This is a genomic window from Streptomyces changanensis (genome assembly GCF_024600715.1).
Lineage (GTDB): Bacteria > Actinomycetota > Actinomycetes > Streptomycetales > Streptomycetaceae > Streptomyces > Streptomyces changanensis.
Genome location: NZ_CP102332.1, coordinates 2,177,999 through 2,198,659, shown reverse-complemented (window position 1 = coordinate 2,198,659; position 20,661 = coordinate 2,177,999). Strand labels below are relative to the sequence as shown.

The following is a 20,661-nucleotide window of genomic DNA, read 5'->3' as shown; positions in this document are numbered from 1 at the left end:
CGGGGTCAAGGATAGGGCTCCGATCACCTTGGCCCGGTCGCTTCACCTGCGTGGCACGATGTGGAGGTTCAGTGAAGCGACCCTGATAATCGCAGGCAGGTGCGATTCCCGCAGCGCTTTTCGCGCCCCGCGCCCCGGGTGTTGTGCACTCGTTATGCCTGCGTCCCACTCATCCCCTCTGTCCCTTCTGTCCGATCGGCGCGCAGGGAGGGGCATACGCTTCAAAAAGATGCTGAAATTGGGCATTCTTCACATGTGGTGACCTTGGATGTACGGCCTCAGCTCCTCGACGCACTCTCCGCTCTGCGCGACAGTGTCGCCGCCGTGCGTCTCCCGCTGCCGATCCCAGGAGCTCCCCGGGCCCGGCAGACGAGGACCGAGCTGCTCGCGCAGCTCGACGACTACCTGGTGCCACGGTTGAGAGAGCCCGAAGCACCGCTGCTCGCCGTCATCGGCGGATCGACGGGAGCCGGCAAGTCCACGCTCCTCAACTCCCTTGTGGGGCGCCGCCTCAGCGAGGCCGGCGTGCTCAGACCCACCACCCGCACCCCCGTCCTGGTCTGCCACCCGGACGACCACCACTGGTTCTCCGGGCCGCGCGTCCTGCCCCGGCTGACCCGCGTCTGGGGCGCCGGTACCGAGGACGACGACGAGGACGACGGCGGCCCCGCCCTGCGCGTGGAGACCGCCGACACCCTCCCCCGCGGACTGGCCCTGCTCGACGCGCCCGACATCGACTCCCTCGTCGTCGAGGGCCGCGAACTCGCCGCCGAGCTGATGTGCGCCGCCGACATCTGGGTGATGGTCACGACCGCGTCCCGCTACGCCGACGCGGTCCCCTGGCACCTGCTCCGCACCGCCAAGGAGTACGACGCCACCCTCGTCACCGTCCTGGACCGGGTACCGCACCAGGTCATCGGCGAGGTCTCCCGCCAGTACGAGGCGCTCCTCGTGCGCGCCGGCCTCGGCGCCGTACCCCGCTTCACCGTCCCCGAGCTCCCCGAGTCCGCCGGCGGCGGCAGCGGCCTGCTGCCCGACACCGCCGTGGCCCCCCTGCGCGCCTGGCTCGCCCACCGGGCGCAGGACCCGGCCGCCCGCCAGCAGACCGTCGGCCGCACCGCCGGCGGCGTCGTCGCGTCGCTGCGCATGCGCGTGCCGGAGCTCGCCGGCGCCGTCGCCGCCCAGTGCGCCGCCGCCGTCCGGCTGGCCGGCGCCGTCGAGACGGCGTACGCCCGCGAAGGCGAGCGGGTCCGCGGCGAGCTGGCGCGCGGCGCCGTCCTCGCCGGCGACGCCCGCACCCGCTGGCGCGCCCACCCCAAGGACTGCACCGCCACCGAGCTGCTCGACGCCCTGACCGGCTCCTTCGGCGCCCTCCTCCACTGCGCCGTCGCCGCAGCCGACGAGCGGGTACGGGAGGCGTGGCGGCGCGAACCGGCCGCCGCGGCGCTCGGCGACCCCCTCCCCGCCGGCCTCGACCGCGAGGCCGCGGAACGGGTCGGCATGGCCGTCCGCCGCTGGCGGCGCGTCCTGGAGGAGCTCGCCGAGGACGAGGTGCGGCGCACCGACCGCCCCACCGTGCCCGACCCCGACACCGTCGGCGCCCTGCTCGCCGCCGCGCTCCTCGGCGGGCGCCGGGCGCGCGGCGCGGGCGAGCAGCTCGCGGAGCTCCTCGGTGCCCAGGGCACCCTCCGCCTCCGCGACCGGGCCGACGACCTGATCACCACCTACATCGACCGCGTCCTGCACGAGGAGCGGGACCGCCGCCTGGCACCGCTGGACGCGCTCGGCGTCACCCCGCAACCGCAGGCCGAGCTCATCGCCGCGTTGTCCCTACTGCAGAAGGAGAGGTGACGGCGGGTGAGCGCCGTGGACCAGACGTGGGACGACGGGCTGATCGCCCGGCGCGCCAGTGACCGGGCCGTGTACGAGGACCCCGGCATGGGCGTCGGCATGGGCGTCGGAATGGGTGTCGGCATGGGTGTCGGCGCACCACCCGGGTCGAACGGGTACCCGCCCGTCGGTGGCGGCTACCCGGGCCCCCTGCGCGAGCGCCTCGCCGCCCTGCGCGAACTGCTCGGCCTGTCCGCCACCCGCCTCGACCCCGAGGACCTCGCCGAAGCCGGCCGGGTCCTCGACGAGGCCGCCGCCCGCCGGCGACTCTCCGCCAGCCACACCGTCGTCGCCATCGCCGGTGCCACCGGCAGCGGCAAGTCGACCCTGATCAACGCGCTGGCCGGGGTGCCGATCTCCGAGAGCGGCCTCAGGCGCCCCACCACCGCCGCGCCCATCGCCTGCGCCTGGTCGGAGGGCGCGGCCGGCCTGCTGGACCGGCTCGCCATCCCCGGCCGGCTGCGGCGCCGCCCCCTGGCGGGCGGCGACGGCGACGAGGCCCTCCAGGGCCTGGTCCTCGTCGACCTGCCGGACCACGACTCCGCGCTCACCGCCCACCGCGACCAGGTCGACCGGATCCTCGGCCTCGTCGACGCGGTGATCTGGGTCGTCGACCCCGAGAAGTACGCGGACGCCGCCCTCCACGAGCGGTACCTGCGGCCGCTGGCCGGGCACGCCGAGGTCACCTTCGTCGTGCTCAACCAGGTCGACCGGCTCCCCGGCGACGCCGCCCACCAGGTCCTCGACGACCTGCGCCGCCTCCTCGACGAGGACGGCGTGGCCCTCGGCGAGCACGGGGAACCCGGCGCCACGGTGCTCGCCCTGTCCGCGCTGACCGGCGAGGGCGTCACCGAACTGCGCGAGATGCTCGGCGCCTTCGTGCAGGCCCGCACCGCCGCCGAACGGCGCCTCTCCGCCGACGTCGACGCGGCGGCCGCCCGCCTCCACCCCGTGTACGTCGGCGAGGGGCGGCCGGGCCTCGGCGAGCGGTCCCAGGAGGACTTCGGCGCCCGGCTCGCCGTCGCGGTCGGCGCCACCGCCGCCGGCGAGGCCGCGGAACGCGAGTGGCGGCGCAACGCCTCACGTGCCTGCGGCACCCCCTGGCTGCGCCTGTGGCGCTGGTACGAACGGCTGCGCACGCCCGCCGCCCACACGGGCGAGCCGGGCGAGGCGGAGCCGCCGGAGGAGGAGCCGACGGCACGTCAGCGCGTCGAGCAGGCCGTCCGCGTCGTCGCGGAGGAGGCCGCGCACGGGCTGCCCGCGCCCTGGGCGCAGGCGGTGCGGGAGGCGGCGGTGCGCGGGGCTCGGGACCTGCCCGAGGTGCTGGACGACCTGGCCGCCCGGGAACGCGAGACGCGCGGCGGCGGGCGTCCGCCCCGCCCCGCCTGGTGGCCGGTGGCCGTGCTGGTCCAGGCGTCGATGACGCTGCTCCAGATCTTCGGCGCGCTGTGGCTGGCCGGGCAGATCGCCGGCCTGGTGGAGCCCGGTCTCACCCGGCCGGTGCTGGTCATGCTCGGCGGGATCGTCGGCGGTCCGCTCGTCGAGTGGGCCTGCGCGGCGGCGGCCCGCGGTCCGGCGCGCCGGTACGGGAACGACACGGAGCGGCGGCTCCGCGAGGCGGCCGCGTCCTGCGGCCGGGCGAAGGTCCTCGACCCGATCGCCGCCGAGCTGATGCGCTACCGGGAGGTGCGCGAGCAGTACGCGACCGTCTCCGGCGGCCGCGCCACGGGCGGGTGACGGAGTTCTCCCCAATTCCCGCCAGGGCGCGACCCCGGCGGGGATCCGGCGGGCATCCGGCGGGGCTTTGTCCACAGGGCGCGGCGGGATCCGTGCCGGGCGGCCAGGATGGAGCGGGAGGCGGCGCGGGGGAGCGCGGCCCAGGAGGGAGGAGGCGTCATGCACGACACCCTGGTGACGGTCGTGGGGAACGTCGCGACGAACGTCGAGTACCGGGAGACCGCGGGCGGCGGGGTCGCGAGGTTCCGCTTCGCCGCCACGACCCGCCGGTGGGACCGGGAGCGGTCCGCGTGGGCGGACGGCCCCACCAGCTTCTACACGGTGAGCGCCTGGCGGCAGCTCGGCGTGAACCTCGCCGCGTCCGTGACGGTCGGTGAGCCCCTCGTGGTGCACGGCCGGTTGCGGGTGCGGGAGGAGACCGCGGGCGCCGGGGAGGGGCAGGGGCAGCGCAGGACGTTCGTGGACATCGACGCCGTCGCGGTGGGTCACGACCTCGCGCGGGGGACGGCCGCGTTCCGCCGCGGCGGGAAACGGGGGCCTGAACAGGCCATGGCGGGACGGAGCGAACCGGCCCCGGCGGAGGATCCACGGCTGGTGCGGAGTTGAGGTGGCCTCAGGAGCCTGCCCATACCAGCCTGAACGGGACGTAGCGTAGGGGCACTTAGGGGAACGGCGGCTGAAAAGCACCCCTCGGATGGGTGGTTTCTGATAACGATTCAGAGTCGGAATGGTTGAGGGGGGACCTCAGGGGGGACTCGCGGATGCCACCTCTCTAGGATTCCGGTACTCACGGGGCACTTGAGTCATCAGGCGAGTCTCACCTCCCACGTGTCCCGCGCCGTGCCTCACGCCGCGGCCACACCGAGGGGTCTCGCCCAGAGGGGAAATCTGTGTTTGCTGCGTTTTCTGTGAACGGGCGCGAGCGGCTCGGCCGCCGGCTCGCCACCGCGGTCCTGACCTCCGGTCTGATCGCGGGAGCCTCCATAGCCGGGACGGCCGTGGCCGTCGCCGACGAGGGCAACCCCCAGCACCAGGGCGGCGCCTCCGCCACCCTCAACGGTCTGACCATCCACGACCGCGCCGTGCTCCACGCCGGCGGCAAGGACAAGGAGCTGCCCGCGGGCCTCTTCGAGATGGCCGTCGACGGCGGCGGCACGCTCAAGACGTACTGCATCGACATCCACAACCCGACCCAGCAGAAGGCCAAGTACCTCGAGACCTCCTGGGACCAGACCTCCCTCGGTCACAACGAGGAGGCCGGCAAGATCCTCTGGATCCTGAAGAACTCCTACCCGCAGGTCGACGACCTCGCGGGTCTGGCCCAGAAGGCCGGCGCGGGCACCCTGACCAAGGAGACCGCCGCCGCGGGCACGCAGGTCGCCATCTGGCGCTACTCGGACGGCGTGGACGTCGAGGCCCTCGACCCGGCCGCCGAGAAGCTCGCCGACTGGCTGCAGTCGAAGGCCGAGAAGCTCCAGGAGCCGAAGGCGTCCCTGAGCCTGGAGCCCAACGCCGTCTCCGGCAAGGCCGGCAGCAAGCTGGGCCCGCTCACCGTCCGCACCAACGCCGAGCGCGCGTCCGTGGCCGCCCCCGACGCCCCCGGCGTCAAGGTCACCGACAAGGACGGCAAGCCGGTCACCGAGGTGACCGACGGCACCGAGCTGTACGTCGACGTCCCGGCCGGCACCGCCGACGGCACCGCCTCGTTCGGCCTCCAGGCGGGCACCTCCGTCTCCGTGGGCCGCGCGTTCGCCAGCCTCTCCAAGAGCCAGACGCAGATCCTCGCCGGCTCCAGCGAGTCGACGGTCGCCGCGAGCGCCACCGCCACCTGGGCGAAGAAGGGCGCGATCCCGGCGCTCACCGCCGAGAAGAACTGCGCCAAGGGCGGCGTCGACGTCACCGCGAAGAACGAGGGCGACGAGCCCTTCACCTTCGAGCTGCTGAAGACCACGCACACCGTCGGCGCCGGCGAGTCCAAGACGGTGACCGTCCCGGTCACCGAGGACCAGGCGTACGACTTCACCATCGAGCTGCCCGGCGGCGAGAAGAAGACCTTCAAGGGCGTCCTGGACTGCAAGACCACCAGCGACACCGAGCCCCCGGCCACCGGTGGCGACGAGCCCGGCTCGCAGCCGAGCCCGCAGTCCGGCGGCACCTCGGCCGGTACGACCGGCGGCGGCGACACGGCCGGTACGACCGGTGGCGGCGACACCACCGGTGACCTCGCCGAGACCGGCGCCTCCAACGCCACCCCGATGATCGCCGGCATCGCCGCGGCGTTCCTCCTGGTCGGCGGCGGCGCGGTGTTCTTCCTCCGCAAGAAGAAGGGCGCGGCGGCCGGTCACTGACCCGGCGGCACCCCGCACCACGGCCCCCGGCGCCCCGCGCCGGGGGCCGCACCCTTTCCCGGCGCCGGGTGCCGGCGGGCGCCTCGGCCCCGAGGCCGCCGGGCTCCCGCCCCGGGCCGGGGCCGAGCCGCACCTGGGTCATCGCCGGGCCGGGCCCGGGCTGTCCCCTGTGCTGTACCCGGGTCGGGCCTGGGCCGCGCCTGGGCCGCCCCGGGCCTCGCCTCCGGGCGACCGCCGGGAGGCGTCCGCCCGGTGTCCGTCGGCGCGGGTCGCCCGCGCCCTCCGTACGGTTGCCCCGCCGGGCCGCCGGGGCCGGCCCGCCCTGCGGGGCCGCGAGCCCGCCTGCGTACCGGCACGGGAGGCGCCGCCCGGATCCCGGGCGCGACCACCCGAAGCCGTACCGATCGGCCCGGAGGTCTCCGCGCCCGAACGCGCAGGCGACCGCACGCCCGTACCGGCGGCTTCGCCTGCCCGGCGCCCCGGCGCCCGGAGCCGGGGCCGGAGTCAGGGGCCCACGCCTCCTTCCGCAGTCCGGGCATGGCGGCCCGGAGCCCGCGCCCAGCGGCCCGGGAAGGTCATGGGGCCGGACCGTCAGGTGATCGCAGACCCCTGCGTCGGTGGACACGCTCGCCCGAAGCCGAAGCCGAAGCCGAAGCCGAAGCCGCAGCCGGAGCCGGAGCCGGGGCTGACGTCGCCAGGCCGAGCCGCAGCCGCAGCCGGAGCCGGAGCCGCCAGGCTGAGCGCGAGCCGATCGGCTCGGGCGGGCTGCGCGCCCGTGGGGCCGGACGGCGGGGGCGGGGGTGGGTTCGTGGAGGTGGGTGGGGGCCGGTGGACGGACGGGGTGGGTTCGGGCGGGGGCGGGCGCGTACTCGTTTTCGCCCTGGGGTGGCGGTACGGCAAGATGGGGTGTATCTGCCCTCACGGCGGAGCCGCGAATCGACCCCTACTGATTGCCGGACGGTTTCTCTTGGCTGAGTACATCTACACGATGCGCAAGACGCGCAAGGCGCACGGCGACAAGGTCATCCTCGATGACGTGACGCTGAGCTTCCTGCCCGGCGCGAAGATCGGTGTGGTCGGCCCGAACGGCGCCGGTAAGTCCACCGTGCTCAAGATCATGGCGGGCCTGGAGCAGCCCTCCAACGGTGACGCCTTCCTGTCGCCCGGCTACACCGTCGGCATCCTCCTGCAGGAGCCCCCGCTCGACGAGTCCAAGACCGTCCTGGAGAACGTCCAGGACGGCGTCGCCGAGGTCAAGGGCAAGCTCGACCGGTTCAACGCCATCGCCGAGGAGATGGCCACGAACTACACGGACGCGCTGATGGAGGAGATGGGCAAGCTCCAGGAGGACCTGGACCACGCCAACGCGTGGGACCTCGACGCCCAGCTCGAGCAGGCCATGGACGCCCTCGGCTGCCCGCCCGGCGACTGGCCCGTGACCAACCTCTCCGGTGGTGAGAAGCGCCGCGTCGCGCTCTGCAAGCTGCTGCTCGAGGCCCCTGACCTGCTGCTGCTCGACGAGCCCACCAACCACCTGGACGCCGAGTCCGTCCAGTGGCTGGAGCAGCACCTCGCCAAGTACGCCGGCACCGTCGTCGCCATCACCCACGACCGGTACTTCCTCGACAACGTCGCCGAGTGGATCCTGGAGCTCGACCGCGGCCGCGCCTACCCCTACGAGGGCAACTACTCCAAGTACCTGGAGACCAAGCAGACCCGTCTGAAGGTCGAGGGCCAGAAGGACGCCAAGCGCGCCAAGCGGCTCAAGGAAGAGCTGGAGTGGGTCCGCTCCAACGCCAAGGGACGCCAGGCCAAGTCCAAGGCCCGTCTCGCCCGCTACGAGGAGATGGCAGCCGAGGCGGACAAGATGCGGAAGCTGGACTTCGAGGAGATCCAGATCCCGCCGGGCCCGCGTCTGGGCAGCGTCGTCGTCGAGGTCGAGAACCTCAACAAGGCCTTCGGCGACAAGGTCCTCATCGACGACCTGAGCTTCAGCCTCCCGCGCAACGGCATCGTCGGCGTCATCGGCCCGAACGGCGCGGGCAAGACCACGCTGTTCAAGATGATCCAGGGCCTGGAGGAGCCGGACTCCGGCTCGATCCGCGTCGGCGAGACCGTCAAGATCTCCTACGTCGACCAGAGCCGCGCCAACATCGACCCGAAGAAGACGCTGTGGGCGGTCGTCTCCGACGAGCTCGACTACATCAACGTCGGCCAGGTCGAGATGCCGTCGCGGGCGTACGTCTCCGCCTTCGGCTTCAAGGGCCCGGACCAGCAGAAGCCGGCCGGCGTCCTGTCCGGCGGTGAGCGCAACCGCCTCAACCTCGCGCTCACCCTCAAGCAGGGCGGCAACCTGCTGCTCCTCGACGAGCCGACCAACGACCTGGACGTCGAGACCCTGTCGTCGCTGGAGAACGCGCTGCTGGAGTTCCCGGGCGCGGCCGTGGTCGTCTCCCACGACCGCTGGTTCCTGGACCGGGTCGCGACGCACATCCTGGCGTACGAGGGCGACTCCAAGTGGTTCTGGTTCGAGGGCAACTTCGAGTCGTACGAGAAGAACAAGATCGAGCGTCTCGGCCCGGACGCGGCCCGTCCGCACCGTGCCACGTACAAGAAGCTCACGCGGGGCTGAGGAAGCGGCCGTGGCTCGTCACCTCTACAGCTGTCCCCTGCGCTGGTCGGACATGGACGCCTTCGGGCACGTCAACAACGTCGTCTTCCTCCGCTACCTGGAGGAGGCGCGCATCGACTTCATGTTCCGCCTCGCGCCGGGGGACGGCTCCCCCTCGTTCTCCGGCGGGTCCGTCGTGGCCCGGCACGAGATCGACTACCTACGGCCGCTGGTCCACCGGCACGAGCCGGTGACCGTCGAGTCGTGGGTCACGAAGATCGGCGCCGCGTCGCTGACCATCGCGTACGAGATCAAGGACCCGGACCAGGTGTACGTCCGGGCCTCCACGGTCGTCGTCCCCTTCGACCTGGAGGCGCAGCGCCCCCGGCGGATCACCGCCGAGGAGCGGTCGTTCCTCCAGGAGTACGTGGACGACGGGATGCGCTCGGAGGGTGCCGCCGCATGACGGCGCCGCTGCACTTCGCCGACGCCGGGCAGGCGGCGGGCGTCGCCGCCTTCCTGGCCCGGCTCGTCCGGTACGACCGGGCCGCCGCCGTGCGCCTCCGGGCGGACGGCGGCGCCCTGGCCGTCTTCGGACGGCCGCCGTCCTTCGAGGTGCTCGCCGTCCGCACGGCGGCGCTGCGCGACGAGGCGGTGCTCGACGTGACCGTCTCCGCCGGGGAGCTCCTCGACGGCGTGGAGGAGTCGACCGGCAAGGCGATCGTGCCGGCGCAGGTCACCGGACCCCCGTGGAGCGGGGTGCTGCCGCCGCGCGGCGGCTGGCACGAGGTGGCCGGGCTGCCGGACGCCGGCGGGCTGCGCGGCGCCGTGGCCGCCGCCGTCACCGAGTTCCGCACGCGCGACGAGGAACTGCCGCAGGAGCGGCGCACCCGCGCGGAACGCGACCGGATCGGGCGCGAGATATGGTCGCGCACCGTCGCCACGACCGGGCTGCCGCTGCGCGCCGCGCACGCCGCCCACTCACTGGGCTTCCTGCCCCCGGCGGGGGCCGTCGCCCACGACGTGCCGGTGACGCTGCTGTCGGCCGGCCCCTGGCTGCGGCTGCGCACCCCCTTCGGCTCCGTCGCCGTGCGCACCGCGACGGGCCTCGGCGAGCTGGGCGTCACGCCCCTGCGCACCACCCTTTGAGACGACCCGCACACCCGCCGCGCACGGGTCGGGGCGGTCGGTCGGACGGCAGGCCGGTCGGACGGCACGCCGATCGGGCGGTCGGGTCGGCCGGGCGGCAGGCCGGGGCGGACGGCCGGTCCGCCGGTCAGTCGGGGGCGTTCACCATCGACGCGGCGGCGTACGTGAGGTAGTTCCACAGCTGCCGCTCGTGTTCCTCGGACAGTCCCAGCTCGTCCACGGCGGCCCGCATGTGCCGCAGCCACGCGTCGTGCGCCGCCCTGTCCACCACGAACGGCGCGTGCCGCATCCGCAGCCGCGGGTGCCCGCGGTGGTCGCTGTAGGTGCGGGGGCCGCCCCAGTACTGCATCAGGAAGAGCACGAGCCGCTCCTCGGCCGGCCCGAGGTCCTCCTCCGGGTACATCGGCCGCAGCAGCGGGTCCTCGGCGACACCCTGGTAGAAACGGTGGACGAGGCGCCGGAAGGTCTGCTCGCCGCCCACCTGCTCGTAGAAGGTCTGCTCCTGGAGAGTGCCGCGCGGAATCTCATTCACCCGTCCATCGTCTCAGACACGCCGACGGAGGACCCCGGACCTAGGCCGTCCCGCCGGCGGGTCCGAGCGGACATAGTGGATGTATGGGTACAGGTGGGGTGCGGTGGCAGGACCCGGTCGCCGACGCGGCCGCGGTGGCGCGGCGCCGGCTCGTCGCGGTGCTCGACGCCGCCGGCGCGCTGCCGGACCCGGCCTGGCGGGCGGCGTTCGCGGAGGTACCGCGCCACCTGTTCGTCCCCGAGTACCACGTCGGCGTGACGGGCGGCCACGAGTGGCTGCGCCACGACGACCCGGACCCGCAGGCCCGGCTGCGCTGGCTCTCCGGCGCGTACGAGGACCGCCCCCTCGGCACCCGGCTGCACGACGGCGACGTCGTCTCGTCCGCCAGCCAGCCGTCCCTCATGGCCGACATGCTGCACGCCCTGGACGCCCGGGACGGCGACACGGCCCTGGAGATCGGCGCCGGCACCGGGTACAACGCGGCGCTCCTGTGCCACCGCCTGGGCGACGCGCACGTGACCACCGTCGACCTCGACGGCGACATCACCGCCGCTGCCGCCGCCCACCTCGGGCAGGCCGGCTACCGCCCGGCGGTCGTCACCGGCGACGGCGCCCGCGGCTGCCCCGAGCGGGCCCCCTTCGACGTCGTCGTCGCCACCTGCGCCCTGCCGTCCGTACCGGTCGCGTGGACCGCCCAATGCCGGCCGGGCGCACGGGTCGTCGCGCCGCTGTCCACCGGCATCGTCCGCCTGCGCGTCGAGGACACCGGGCGCGCGGAGGGCCGCTTCCTGCCGACGCCGGCGTACTTCGTGCCACTGCGCGGCGCCACCCCGGCCGCGCCCGAACCCCGCACCGGCGGGCTGCCCCGGCGGGCGCTCGACGACGAGCTGTTCCGCTTCCTGCTGACCCTCGCCTCCGGCAGCCTCGACCCGTACGAGGCGTACGCCCTGTGGCAGCGCGAGGGGCGGCCCGGGCGCGAGCGGTTCGGGGTGACGATCAGCGGCGCCCGGCAGTGGGCGTGGCTGGACACCCCCGACGGCCCGTACAGCTGGGCCCTCGGCGGGCCCGGCCGCTGACGGCCGCCGGCCGACGGGGCTCCGTCGAGCCGACGTCGACCGGCGGCGGTCGTGTGCGCTCCGGCCGCTAGCCGCGCACCACGGTGAGCGTCGTCCAGGCGCCCACGTGGACCCGGTCGCCGTCGGCGAGCGGGACGGGCACGTAGGGCTGGATCGGGTCGTCGGCGCCGTTCAGCGTGGTGCCGTTGGTGGAGTTCTGGTCCATCACCGCCCACGATCCGTCCTGCTGCCGGACGAACAGCGCGTGCTGGTGCGAGACGCCCGGGTCCTCCGGCGGTACCGACAGGTCGATGTCCGGCGCCTCGCCAGTCGACTGCCGGCGGCGGCCGACGGACACCTGGTCGCCGGTGAGCGACACCCGCCGCTCCGGCGCGTACGCGGGCAGGTTGAGGCTCGCCGCCTCGGGGCCGCTGCGCCGCATCATCGCCATGAAGTAGTCGCGGTCGGGCCTGACCACCACGGACCAGCCGGTCCCGGCCGTACCCTGCGGCGGCTGCTGCTGCCCCTGCGGGGGGTGCTGTGCCTGCGGTGGCGGGCCCTGCTGGGGCTGCTGTGCCTGCGGTGGCTGGGCGTGGGAGGGCCGGGCGTGCGGGGGCGGGCCCTGCGGGGGCTGGGTGGCGGACGGCGGGGGCAGCACCCAGTCGTCGTCCCCGGGCGGTCCCGGCTGCCGGAACGCCTGCGGCGGCGCGGACGCCGCCCCGGTCTGCCCGGGGGCCGCCTGCGCGCCGGCGGGCCCGTGCCCACTGTGGCTGTCGCCGCCGGGGCCGGGGCCGGGGCCGAAGGCCGGGCCGCCGCCCGGGCCGGCGCCGTGGGTAGCCGGGCCGGGGCCGAAGGCCGGACCGCTGCCCGGAGTGGGCGGAGGGCCGCCGAAGGACGGTCCGTCGGGACCGGTGCCGCCGCCGTGGGCCGGACCCTGCCCGGTGGCCGGGCCCGTGCCGGGCGTCGGGGGCGGGGCGAACGGGGAGCCGCCCCGACCGCCGGAGCCCTGGTCGGGGCCGGAGCCGGGTGCGGGCCGCCCCTCGTGACCGGGAGCCCCGCCGGAGCCGGGCATGGGGCCGGGCGGCGGGAAGACGGGACCACCGGGCCGTGCCGCCGGTCCGCCGTGCCCGCCGGGGCCACCGCGGCCGGGGTCGCCAGGGCCGGGGTTGTCGGCACCACGGCCGTCCGGGCCGCCGTGCCCGCCGGGCCCGGGACCGCCGGGGCCACGACCGTCGAAGCCACCGGGGCGCGGACCGTCGAAGCCGCCGGGTCCGCCGGGAACGCTGGGGGGTCCGCTGGGTCCGCTGGGTCCGGGTCCGCCGGGACCGCGACCGTCGAAGCCGCCGGGGAAGCCGGGGCCTCGGCCGTCGGGGCCGGTGCCGTCAGGGGTGCCGGGGCCGGTCGGGCCCGGGCCGAAGGGCTGGTGGGGCGGTGCGGGCGCCGGCCCCCGGCCCGTACCGGGAGCGCCGGCGCCGTACGACGGGCCGCCGGGGGCCGGCGGCGGGGGCGGGGGGCCCTGGCCGGGCTCCGGCGGGAGCGGCTCCGCCGGGCGGTTCACCTGCGAGGGGCGGGAGCCCTGGTACTCGTACGGGTCCGGCGGGCGCGGCGCGGAGGTGAAGCCCGGGGGAAGGTTGAGGCCGCCGCCGGAGCGCGCCGGCGGGGGAGGGGAGACGGGCGTGTACGACGTCGCCGTGTTCGTGACGAAGTTCCACCGGCATTCCTCGCAGAACGGCGCCATCGCCTCGCGCGGGGTGCGGCACTGCGGGCACAGCTCCGCCTGCTGCGTGGCGTTGGGGTCACCGCCCGCGGGGCCGGGGTAGCCGTACCCGGGGGCCGGCGGCGGGGGAGGGGGCGGCACGGCACCCGTGGGCGCGCCCGGCCCGGCCATGCGGTGGCCGCAGACCTCGCACCAGTCGTCGGCGCCCGACTGGTGTCCGTTCGGGCAGGTCGGCATGTGGGCCCTTCCCCCTCTCTCCTCGCCGGCCGCCGCTGCGACCGTCGTCACGGCTTCTTCACGCGAACCGTCTTGGTGGAGCGCGTCTCGAGCGTCATCTCGTCCGCGTCCGCGACCTTCGCCTTCAGTCGCACAGTACCCGTCGCCGCGTCGACGACGTCCACCACCTTCGCAAGCAGTTTCGCCGTATCCGTGTTCCCCGAGGCCGCCGCGAGCTGCACCGCCCGGCCCAGGCGGGCCGTCGCCCCGCGCAGGTCACCGCACTTGCGGGCGTCCAGTCCCTGCCGGATGGCGCGGGCCAGTTCGGCCTGCCCGGTGTAGTGCGCGACCTGCGGGTCGAGGGAGGTCAGCACCGCCGGGTCGTCCGTCCACACCGCCCGGACCAGCCCCTGCGCCGGTGTCGCGGGCGGCCCGCCGGCCGGGTCGGGCACGACCGGGGACACGCGTGCCGCGAGCATCTCCCGGCCGAGTCCGGCGGCGGGCACCCGGACGCACAGGTGGTAGTCGCGCGACTCGTCGCCCCACGATCCCGTCGGGTAGTCGCCGAGCCGCGGCCCCACCTCCGTGCGGCGGTCGGTGAGGTCCTCCACCGTGGGCGCCACCTGCTTGACGAAGACGACCTCCGCGTCCACCGGGGTCCACAGCCGCAAGGCGACGTCCGCGACCTCCTTGCCCATGGCGTGCTCCATGATCCGCGTGAAGTCCGCGGCGAGGCCCGCCGGATCGGCGACGATGTCCGCCGTGCCGAGCAGCGCCGACGCGACACCGGTGACCTCCCGCACCTCCCAGTCGGTGCCCACGCCGCGCGCGTCACAGGTGAACCGGCCGGCGCAGGCGTCGAGCGCCGCCCGCAGGTCCGCGGGGGACTCGTGCTCGTTGCGACCGTCGGTGAGCAGCACGCCGTGCCGGATCCCGGCACCGGAGCCGGCCAGCAGCCGGTCGGCGAGCCGCAGCCAGGTGCCGATCGCCGTGCCGCCGCCCGCGGCCAGCCGCCGCAGCGCCTCCTTCGCCTCGGCGCGCGTCCGGGCGTCGGCGGTGGCGAGCCGCCCGCCGCCCGGGTACACCTCGTGGGCGACGTGCGTGCCCGCGACGACCGCGAAGGACACCCCGTCGCGCAGGGTGTCGACCGCGGCCGCCGTCGCCGCGCGCGCGTGGCGCATCTTCGCCGGCGGGTACTCCATCGAGCCGGAGCAGTCGACCATCAGCACCACCGCCGCCCGCGGCCCCGCCACGGTGCCGCCCGCCGCGCCGCCGCGTGCCCCGCCACCGGCCACTCCGCCACCGGCCACTCCGCCACCGGCCACTCCGCCACCGGGCGTCCCGCCGCCGCCCGCGGTCGGCCGGGCGGCCGGCAGGGGCGCCCCACCCGTCGTGCCACCGCCGGTGGCGGTGACCGTCACGACGGCGTGCACCTCGCGCCCGCCCTCCGGCAGGTACTCGTTCTGGTACACGTCCACCGAGAACCGCGGCACGCCGGACTTCGAGAAGTTCGCCATCTGGTCGGCTCCTGTGCTCCCTCGGTGCTCCGCACGACGGGCGGGCGTCACGCCCCGGTCAGGCCGATCCTGCCCCCTGCCGCTCCACGGCGAACGGCACCACCGCCACCGTTACGTTGTCGTGGCCCCCGCCGTCGAGGGCGTGGCCGACCAGGACGCGGGCGCAGTGCAGGGGGCGGCCGGCGGCGTCGCCGGGCACGACCCGCGCCAGGTCCTGCGCGCCCTCGGCGTAGTTCCACAACCCGTCCGTGCACACCACGACCACGCCCGGCTGTTCCGGGCGGAACACGGCGGTGTGCGGCTCCACTTCGTACGCGTCGGCGCCGAGCCAGCCGGTGATGGCGTGGGCGCGTTCGTCGGCGTACGCCTCCTCCTCGTTCATCAGGCCCGCCGCCACCATCTGCGCGGCCCACGAGTCGTCCTCGGTGAGCCGGGCCGCCGGGGTCGACCGGTCGTCGGGCACCCAGTAGACGCGGCTGTCGCCGACCCAGCCGACGACGAGCAGGTCGCCCGCGGCGACGGCACCGACGAGGGTGCAGGCGGGGGCGTTGCGCTGGCGGTGCCCGTCGTGTTCGCGGCCGCCCCGACCGTCGCCGGACGGCTCGTCGGCGAGGGCCTCGACCGCTTCGGCCGCGGCGACGATCGCCTCGTGCATGGCCTGCTGCGGCGGCGTGCCGCGCGCGAGCGAGCCGCGCAGGGAGACCTCCGCGGTGGCCGCGGCGGCCGCCGACGCGTCGTCGGGGCGGGACGCGGAGGACACGCCGTCGCAGACGATGGCGACGACGGCCGGCGAACCGTCCGGGAGCACGGCCGTGGTGACGGCGAACGCGTCCTCGTTGCGGTGGTGGCGCAGTCCCCGGTCGCTGACGGCGGCGACGGGGCCGAGCTCCCGCTCGACGTGGTCGCGCGCGTGCGGCTGCTTGTGGCCGCAGTTCTCGCAGTACCCGTCGGCGGAGACCCGGCCCGTCCGGCAGGCGACGCAGGGGGCGCCGCCGGCGGCGTGGGGGTCGGGCGCGGCGAGTTCGAAGTCCCCACCGCCGGACCCGGGGCCGCCGCCCGGCGTGACGGCGGACGCGGCGGAGGACGGGCCGGCGGGCGCGTCGGTGGGCGTGTCGGCAGGTACGCCGGCCGGTCCGCCGGCCGGCCCGTCGAGCCGCACGGCGGGCTCCGGGGCGGGCGGCGCGGTGTGCGACGACGTCGGCTGCGGGGGCGCCGGGGCCTGTGGCGGCTCCGGGGGCCCCGGCTCACGCCCCTGCGCGGGCGCCGCGGCCGGGGCGGGGACCGGTGGGGGTGGCGGAGGCGACGGCGCGGCGGGCGGCGCCACCTCGGGAGCCGGCGCCGGAGCCGCGGCCGGTGGCGTGGCCGGTGGCGCCGGTGGGGCGCCGAGGGCGGGATCCGAAGCCGGGGCCGGGGCCGGTGGGGCGCCCGGGGCCACGGCCGGATGGTCCTGCGGCGGCTCCGGTACGACCGACAGGTCGTACCCGCACGCGCCGCAGAACCGGTCACCCGGTTCCAGCGGCTCGGAGCAGTTCGGGCAGGCCGACAGTTGATGCGTCTGCGACATCGTTCACACCCACGTCCGGGGGCGGAAGCGGTTGGCCCGTTCCACCAGTTCGATCCTCTCCTCGCCGCGCTGGGCGAGCCGGGCGAGCACCCGGTACGAGCGTTCCAGGCCGAACCTCAGCCCGCGCTCGTGCAGTTCGCTGCCGAGCAGCGGGTGGTCCGGCGACAGGCCGCCTGCCCGCCCCGACAGCCACCAATCCAGGGCGAGGCCCAGGACCTCGGCCGACAGCCGCTCACGGCGCACCGCGTCGAGCCCGAGGGCGTCGAGCGCGGTGATCTGGCGCGCGGCCGCGTACAGGTCGTCCCGCAGTGGCGCCCGCGGGTCGCGCCGGCGCAGCCGGGCGCGCACGGCGGCGACGCGCGCGGCCGTGTAGTGGATGGACGACTCCGGTACGGACTCCAGCGTCCGCACCGCCGCCGCCCGGTCGCCCGCCGCGAGCCGCACGCGGGCCAGGCCGAACGCGGCGCCGACGTGGCCGGGGTCCGTCGCCCACACCAGGTGGTGGCGGGCGGCGGCGTCGTCCGGCCGGCCGAGCAGCTCGGCGCACACGGCGAGCGCCAGCTTGGGCGCGGGCTCGCCGGGGAACGCCGCGTACACGGCGTCGAAGTCACGGGCCGCGGCGGTGTGTTCACCGGTGGCGAGCGCGGTGACGCCGCGACACCAGACGACGCGCCAGTCGTTCGGGCGGGCCCGCTCCAGCTCGTCCAGCGCGCGGACAGCCGCCGGGGCGTCCCCCAGCTCCAGCAGGGCCCGCACCTCGCGCAGCCGCAGTTCGGGGGAGTCGGTCGGGGCCGCCCGCAGCGCGGCCAGCAGTTCGGCCGGGGCGGACGCGGCGAGACCGGCGAGCAGGGCGGCGTTCGGGTCGTCGGCGTCGAGGAGCGGTACGGGCAGCGCGAGCGCGGCGGCCCGCGCGTCCAGCGGGGCGAGCGTCGGTGCCCCGACCGCCTCGGCGGTCTCGGCCGCCTCGACGGCCCCGGTCGCCTCGACGGCCTCCACCGCCTCGGCCATCCCGCCGGTCCCGATGGCCGCGCCGGTCCCGGTGGCACCGGTGGCGGCGTCGGCCGCGTTGGCCCCACCGGGCCCGGCGGCCCCCGTACCCGCGCCCACATCCCCGGCGGCCCACCCCACGCGGCCCGGCCACCCCAGGCGGCCCGGACGCCCGGAGCCCCCCGAGCGCCCCGCCCGTACCGGGCGTCCCCCACGGCCCGGGCGGCCCGCGCGGCGGCCCGTGGGCCGCAGGCCGAGCCGCGACACCTCGCCCGCCGGCTCCGCGAACAGCACCGTGTCCGCGACGCGCCGCTCCGGGCCGAACAGCGTCGACAGGGCGGGCCTCGGCGTGCCCGTCTCCAGGGCCACGACCTCGCGCAGCACGCCGGTCAGCTGCTCCGCCATCTCCTGCGCGGAGCCGAACCGGCCCGCCGGATCGGGGTCCGTGGCCCGCACCAGCAGCCGGTGGAACGACTCGTACCGCCGGAAGACCGGGATGTGCCGCGGATCGGGCAGCGAGTCGGCGAACACGTTGGTGTACCCGTGGAAGTCGAACGTCAGCACCGCCAGCGTCCGCGCCACCGTGTACAGGTCCGACGCGACCGACGGGCCCGACTCCGCGACCTCCGGCGCCTGGTAGCCGACCGTGCCGTAGACGGCGGACTCGCGGTCGTCCATCCGCCGCACCGCGCCCATGTCGATCAGCTTGAGCTGGTCCTCGCTCTGGATGGCGTTGTCGACCTTGAAGTCGCAGTACAGCAGGTTGCGGTCGTGCAGGTGGCCCAGCGCCTCCAGCGCCTCGATGCCGTACGCGCACGCCTGCCCCACCGGGATGGGGTACCCCCTGCTCGCACGGAGCCGGGAGCCCGTGGAGGGGTCGCGCGGCCCGTCGGGGTCGCGCCGCTCGTCGGCCACCTCCTTGAGGGACTTGCCGCCCACGTACTCCATGACGATGTAGCCGTCGAGGGAGCCCGTCCGCTGGTCCAGGTGCTCCACGAAGTTGTAGATGCGGACGATGTTGGCGTGCTCGATCTCGGCGAGGAACCGCCGTTCGGATATCGCGGCCGCCATCGCGTCCTCGTCCCCGGTGTCCAGCAGCCCCTTGAGCACCACCCACCGGTCGGACACGGCCCGGTCCACCGCCAGGTACACCCAGCCGAGGCCGCCGTGCGCCAGGCAGCCCGCCACCTCGTACTGGCCGTGCACCACGTCCCCGGCGCGCAGCTTCGGCACGAAGGAGTACGGGTGGCCGCACGCCGTGCAGAACCCCTCCGTACGGCCCGCCCGGCCGCCGCGCGCCCGGCCGACCGGCGCCCCGCAGTCGGAGCGGGAGCAGAACCGCCGCCGCTCCGGTACCTCGGGGCACTCCATCACCGCCGTGCGCGGGTCCGGGCGCGGTACGGCGGGCACCGTCACCAGGCCCGCGCCGAGCCGCCCGCGCGACGCGGAGCGGCCGCTCGGCGACGCCCCGGGGCCGCGCGCGGGCAGTGACCGCACCGTCGCGCCCGAGGCGAGGGAGGACCCCGGCGCGGCGACGGAACCGGAGGAGGGGCCGGCCGGCCCGGGCACGCCCGGGGACGGCGCCGGCACGGGGCCGTGAGGCGCGGGCGGCTCGGGCACGGGACCGTGGGGCGCGGGCGGCTCCGGTACGGGCCCGTGGGACGCGGGCGGCTCCGGTACGGGCCCGTGGGACGCGGGCGGCTCCGGTACGGGCCCGTGGGACGCGGGCGGCTCCGGTACGGGCCCGTGGGACGCGGGCGGCTCTGGCACGAGTCCCCGCGGTACGGGCGGCTTCGGTACGGGCCCGTGCGGGCCGTCCGCCGTGGCGGCCGGGGCCAGGCCGCACGTGTCGCAGTACAGCCGCCCACCGCCCACGTCCTCGTACGCGCCGCCGCAGCCGGGGCGCGGGCACCGGCTCACGCGCCGCCCCCCGTCGACAGCAGCTCGCTCGCGGCGCGCTGGTAACGCAGGACGGCCCGCTCGGCGGCGCGCAGGTCGCAGGGGGCGCTCCACAACATCCGGCGGGCGGCGTCGTACCGCTCGCCGAGGAACGCGTCGTCCGCCAGGCCGTGCCGGGCGACCCGCGCCCGGTACGCGTCGAGGCGCCCCCGCAGCTCGGCGCGGACCGCGAGCGGCGCCGTCACCGCCGTCAGCGACTCGCGGGCCCGCAGCAGTTCGTCCTCCGCCTCCCGCTCCAGCGCCTCCAGCAGCGGTGACAACCGGTGCCACTGGGCGTGCCGCCGGTACTCGGCGGCCATGGCGAGGCGTTCGTGCAGCGCGGTCGGCGGGCCGCTCACCACCGGCACCTCCGTCGCGGCGATCTTCGAGAGGACCTCGACGCGCGCGGTCCGCGCCTCCGCGAGGGTGCGGTCGGCCCGCGACAGCAGGTCCCGCAGCCGCAGCAGCCGCGACTCCGAGTCCTGCCGCACCTGGAGCACCGCCTCGATCTCCCGGCGCACGTCCTCCAGCGCGCGGGCCGCCCGGTCGTACCGGTCCGTGTCGGGCCGCCCGCCGCCGGGCGCCGAACTGCCCGCCGGGCGCCGCCAGAACGCCAGCGGGTCGCTGATCACCTGCGCGCGCAGCGCGGTCAGCTCCTCCGTGATGGCCTCCAGGTCGTCGCCCGCCGGGTGCTCGCCGGGCCGCACGCCGACCGAACGCGCCAGTGAACGGGTGCGGTTCAGCTCGGCGGCCAGGAGGTCTATGCGGGCGGGCAGCGCCGACCAGACCGCCTCGGCCGTCACGACGACGTCGAGCGAGCGCGCGTACAGCTCGTTGATCCGCGTCACCAGCCGGTCCAACGTGAACCGCTCGACCGGCCCGCCCGACCCGCCCACGGCCCCCCCGCCGCCCGGTTCCGCGCGGTCCGGTTCCGCGCCGTCCGGTGTCATGCCGCCCGGTGGCGGGAACTGCGGCGGCGCGCCGTCCGGTTCCGGGTCCGCGCCGCCGGAGGGCTCCGCCCCCGCCGCGCCCCCGGGGGCGGGGGCCGCCGGTACGGTGACGCACTCCGCGCGCAGCCAGCCGCTCAGCTCCGCCAGCTCGCCGCTCCCCGGCGTGCGGCGCCGGGAGCGCACCTCGTGGGCCGCGCGCAACGCGTCCGTGTACGCGTCGAAGTACGTCCACAGCAGCGCGATCGTCCGCTCGGCCGCGGCCCACCGCTCCCGGGTCGTCCCGGTCAGCGCGGCGCCCTCCAGCAGCCTGCGGCCCGCGTGGTCCTGCAGCGCGAGCAGCGAGTCCTCGACCGCCTTGTGCTCCGCGCCGAGGCGGGCCAGCGCACGGTCCGCCTCGTCCCGGTCCATCACCGGACCGGGGGGACCCGTGACGCCCATCGATCACCTCTC

14 protein-coding genes are annotated in these 20,661 nt (G+C 76.2%); 8 read left to right on the top strand and 6 right to left on the bottom strand.

Going from position 1 to position 20,661, the window contains the following annotated elements; all coding sequences use genetic code 11:
• The first annotated feature begins 264 nt into the window (after window positions 1-264).
• The 7 genes from NRO40_RS09740 (at window position 265) to NRO40_RS09710 (ending at window position 9,735) form a co-directional block, all read left to right on the top strand.
• Window positions 265-1,851, top strand: a complete 1,587-nt coding sequence (locus NRO40_RS09740) for a dynamin family protein (protein ID WP_058944673.1) — start codon at window positions 265-267, stop codon at window positions 1,849-1,851.
• Window positions 1,852-1,866: 15 nt separating this feature from the next.
• On the top strand, window positions 1,867-3,627 hold the full coding sequence (locus NRO40_RS09735) for a GTPase (protein ID WP_232791244.1): 1,761 nt from the start codon (window positions 1,867-1,869) through the stop codon (window positions 3,625-3,627).
• A 159-nt stretch (window positions 3,628-3,786) separates the two neighbouring features.
• A complete protein-coding gene (locus NRO40_RS09730; protein WP_058944660.1) occupies window positions 3,787-4,233 on the top strand; it encodes a single-stranded DNA-binding protein in 447 nt (148 codons plus the stop codon).
• Between the two features lie 302 nt (window positions 4,234-4,535).
• Window positions 4,536-5,975, top strand: coding sequence for a Cys-Gln thioester bond-forming surface protein (locus tag NRO40_RS09725; protein ID WP_232791242.1), 1,440 nt, complete (start codon window positions 4,536-4,538; stop codon window positions 5,973-5,975).
• A gap of 967 nt (window positions 5,976-6,942) precedes the next feature.
• On the top strand, window positions 6,943-8,607 hold the full coding sequence (gene ettA, locus NRO40_RS09720) for an energy-dependent translational throttle protein EttA (RefSeq protein WP_058944659.1): 1,665 nt from the start codon (window positions 6,943-6,945) through the stop codon (window positions 8,605-8,607).
• Window positions 8,608-8,617: 10 nt separating this feature from the next.
• Complete coding sequence (locus NRO40_RS09715) at window positions 8,618-9,052, top strand: acyl-CoA thioesterase (protein ID WP_058944658.1); 435 nt, start codon at window positions 8,618-8,620, stop codon at window positions 9,050-9,052.
• The gene (locus tag NRO40_RS09710) at window positions 9,049-9,735 is read left to right on the top strand and encodes a hypothetical protein (RefSeq protein ID WP_058944657.1); all 687 of its coding nucleotides are present in this window, start codon (window positions 9,049-9,051) and stop codon (window positions 9,733-9,735) included. The genes NRO40_RS09715 and NRO40_RS09710 overlap by 4 nt, the downstream gene beginning before the upstream one ends.
• Window positions 9,736-9,862: 127 nt before the next feature.
• Here the strand turns inward: NRO40_RS09710 and NRO40_RS09705 are convergent, their stop codons facing one another.
• Entirely contained in the window at window positions 9,863-10,267 is a 405-nt protein-coding gene (locus NRO40_RS09705) for a globin (RefSeq protein ID WP_058944656.1), read from the bottom strand.
• 83 nt (window positions 10,268-10,350) lie between these two features.
• Here NRO40_RS09705 and NRO40_RS09700 point away from each other — a divergent pair, with 83 nt between their 5' ends.
• The gene (locus NRO40_RS09700; RefSeq protein ID WP_058944655.1) at window positions 10,351-11,343 is read left to right on the top strand and encodes a methyltransferase domain-containing protein; all 993 of its coding nucleotides are present in this window, start codon (window positions 10,351-10,353) and stop codon (window positions 11,341-11,343) included.
• Between the two features lie 67 nt (window positions 11,344-11,410).
• Here NRO40_RS09700 and NRO40_RS09695 read toward each other — a convergent pair whose 3' ends face one another.
• Genes NRO40_RS09695 through NRO40_RS09675 form a run of 5 tightly spaced genes read right to left on the bottom strand, consistent with a single transcriptional unit; the run spans window position 11,411 to window position 20,649 of the window.
• Entirely contained in the window at window positions 11,411-13,276 is a 1,866-nt protein-coding gene (locus NRO40_RS09695; RefSeq protein ID WP_257375378.1) for an FHA domain-containing protein, read from the bottom strand.
• A gap of 47 nt (window positions 13,277-13,323) precedes the next feature.
• On the bottom strand, window positions 13,324-14,772 hold the full coding sequence (locus NRO40_RS09690; protein ID WP_058945321.1) for a vWA domain-containing protein: 1,449 nt from the start codon (window positions 14,770-14,772) through the stop codon (window positions 13,324-13,326).
• Between the two features lie 58 nt (window positions 14,773-14,830).
• A complete protein-coding gene (locus NRO40_RS09685; protein ID WP_058945320.1) occupies window positions 14,831-16,336 on the bottom strand; it encodes a PP2C family serine/threonine-protein phosphatase in 1,506 nt (501 codons plus the stop codon).
• A gap of 3 nt (window positions 16,337-16,339) precedes the next feature.
• On the bottom strand, window positions 16,340-19,243 hold the full coding sequence (locus tag NRO40_RS09680) for a serine/threonine-protein kinase (RefSeq protein ID WP_408056989.1): 2,904 nt from the start codon (window positions 19,241-19,243) through the stop codon (window positions 16,340-16,342).
• Window positions 19,240-20,649, bottom strand: coding sequence for a hypothetical protein (locus NRO40_RS09675; protein WP_058945317.1), 1,410 nt, complete (start codon window positions 20,647-20,649; stop codon window positions 19,240-19,242). The genes NRO40_RS09680 and NRO40_RS09675 overlap by 4 nt, the downstream gene beginning before the upstream one ends.
• Window positions 20,650-20,661 lie beyond the last annotated feature (12 nt).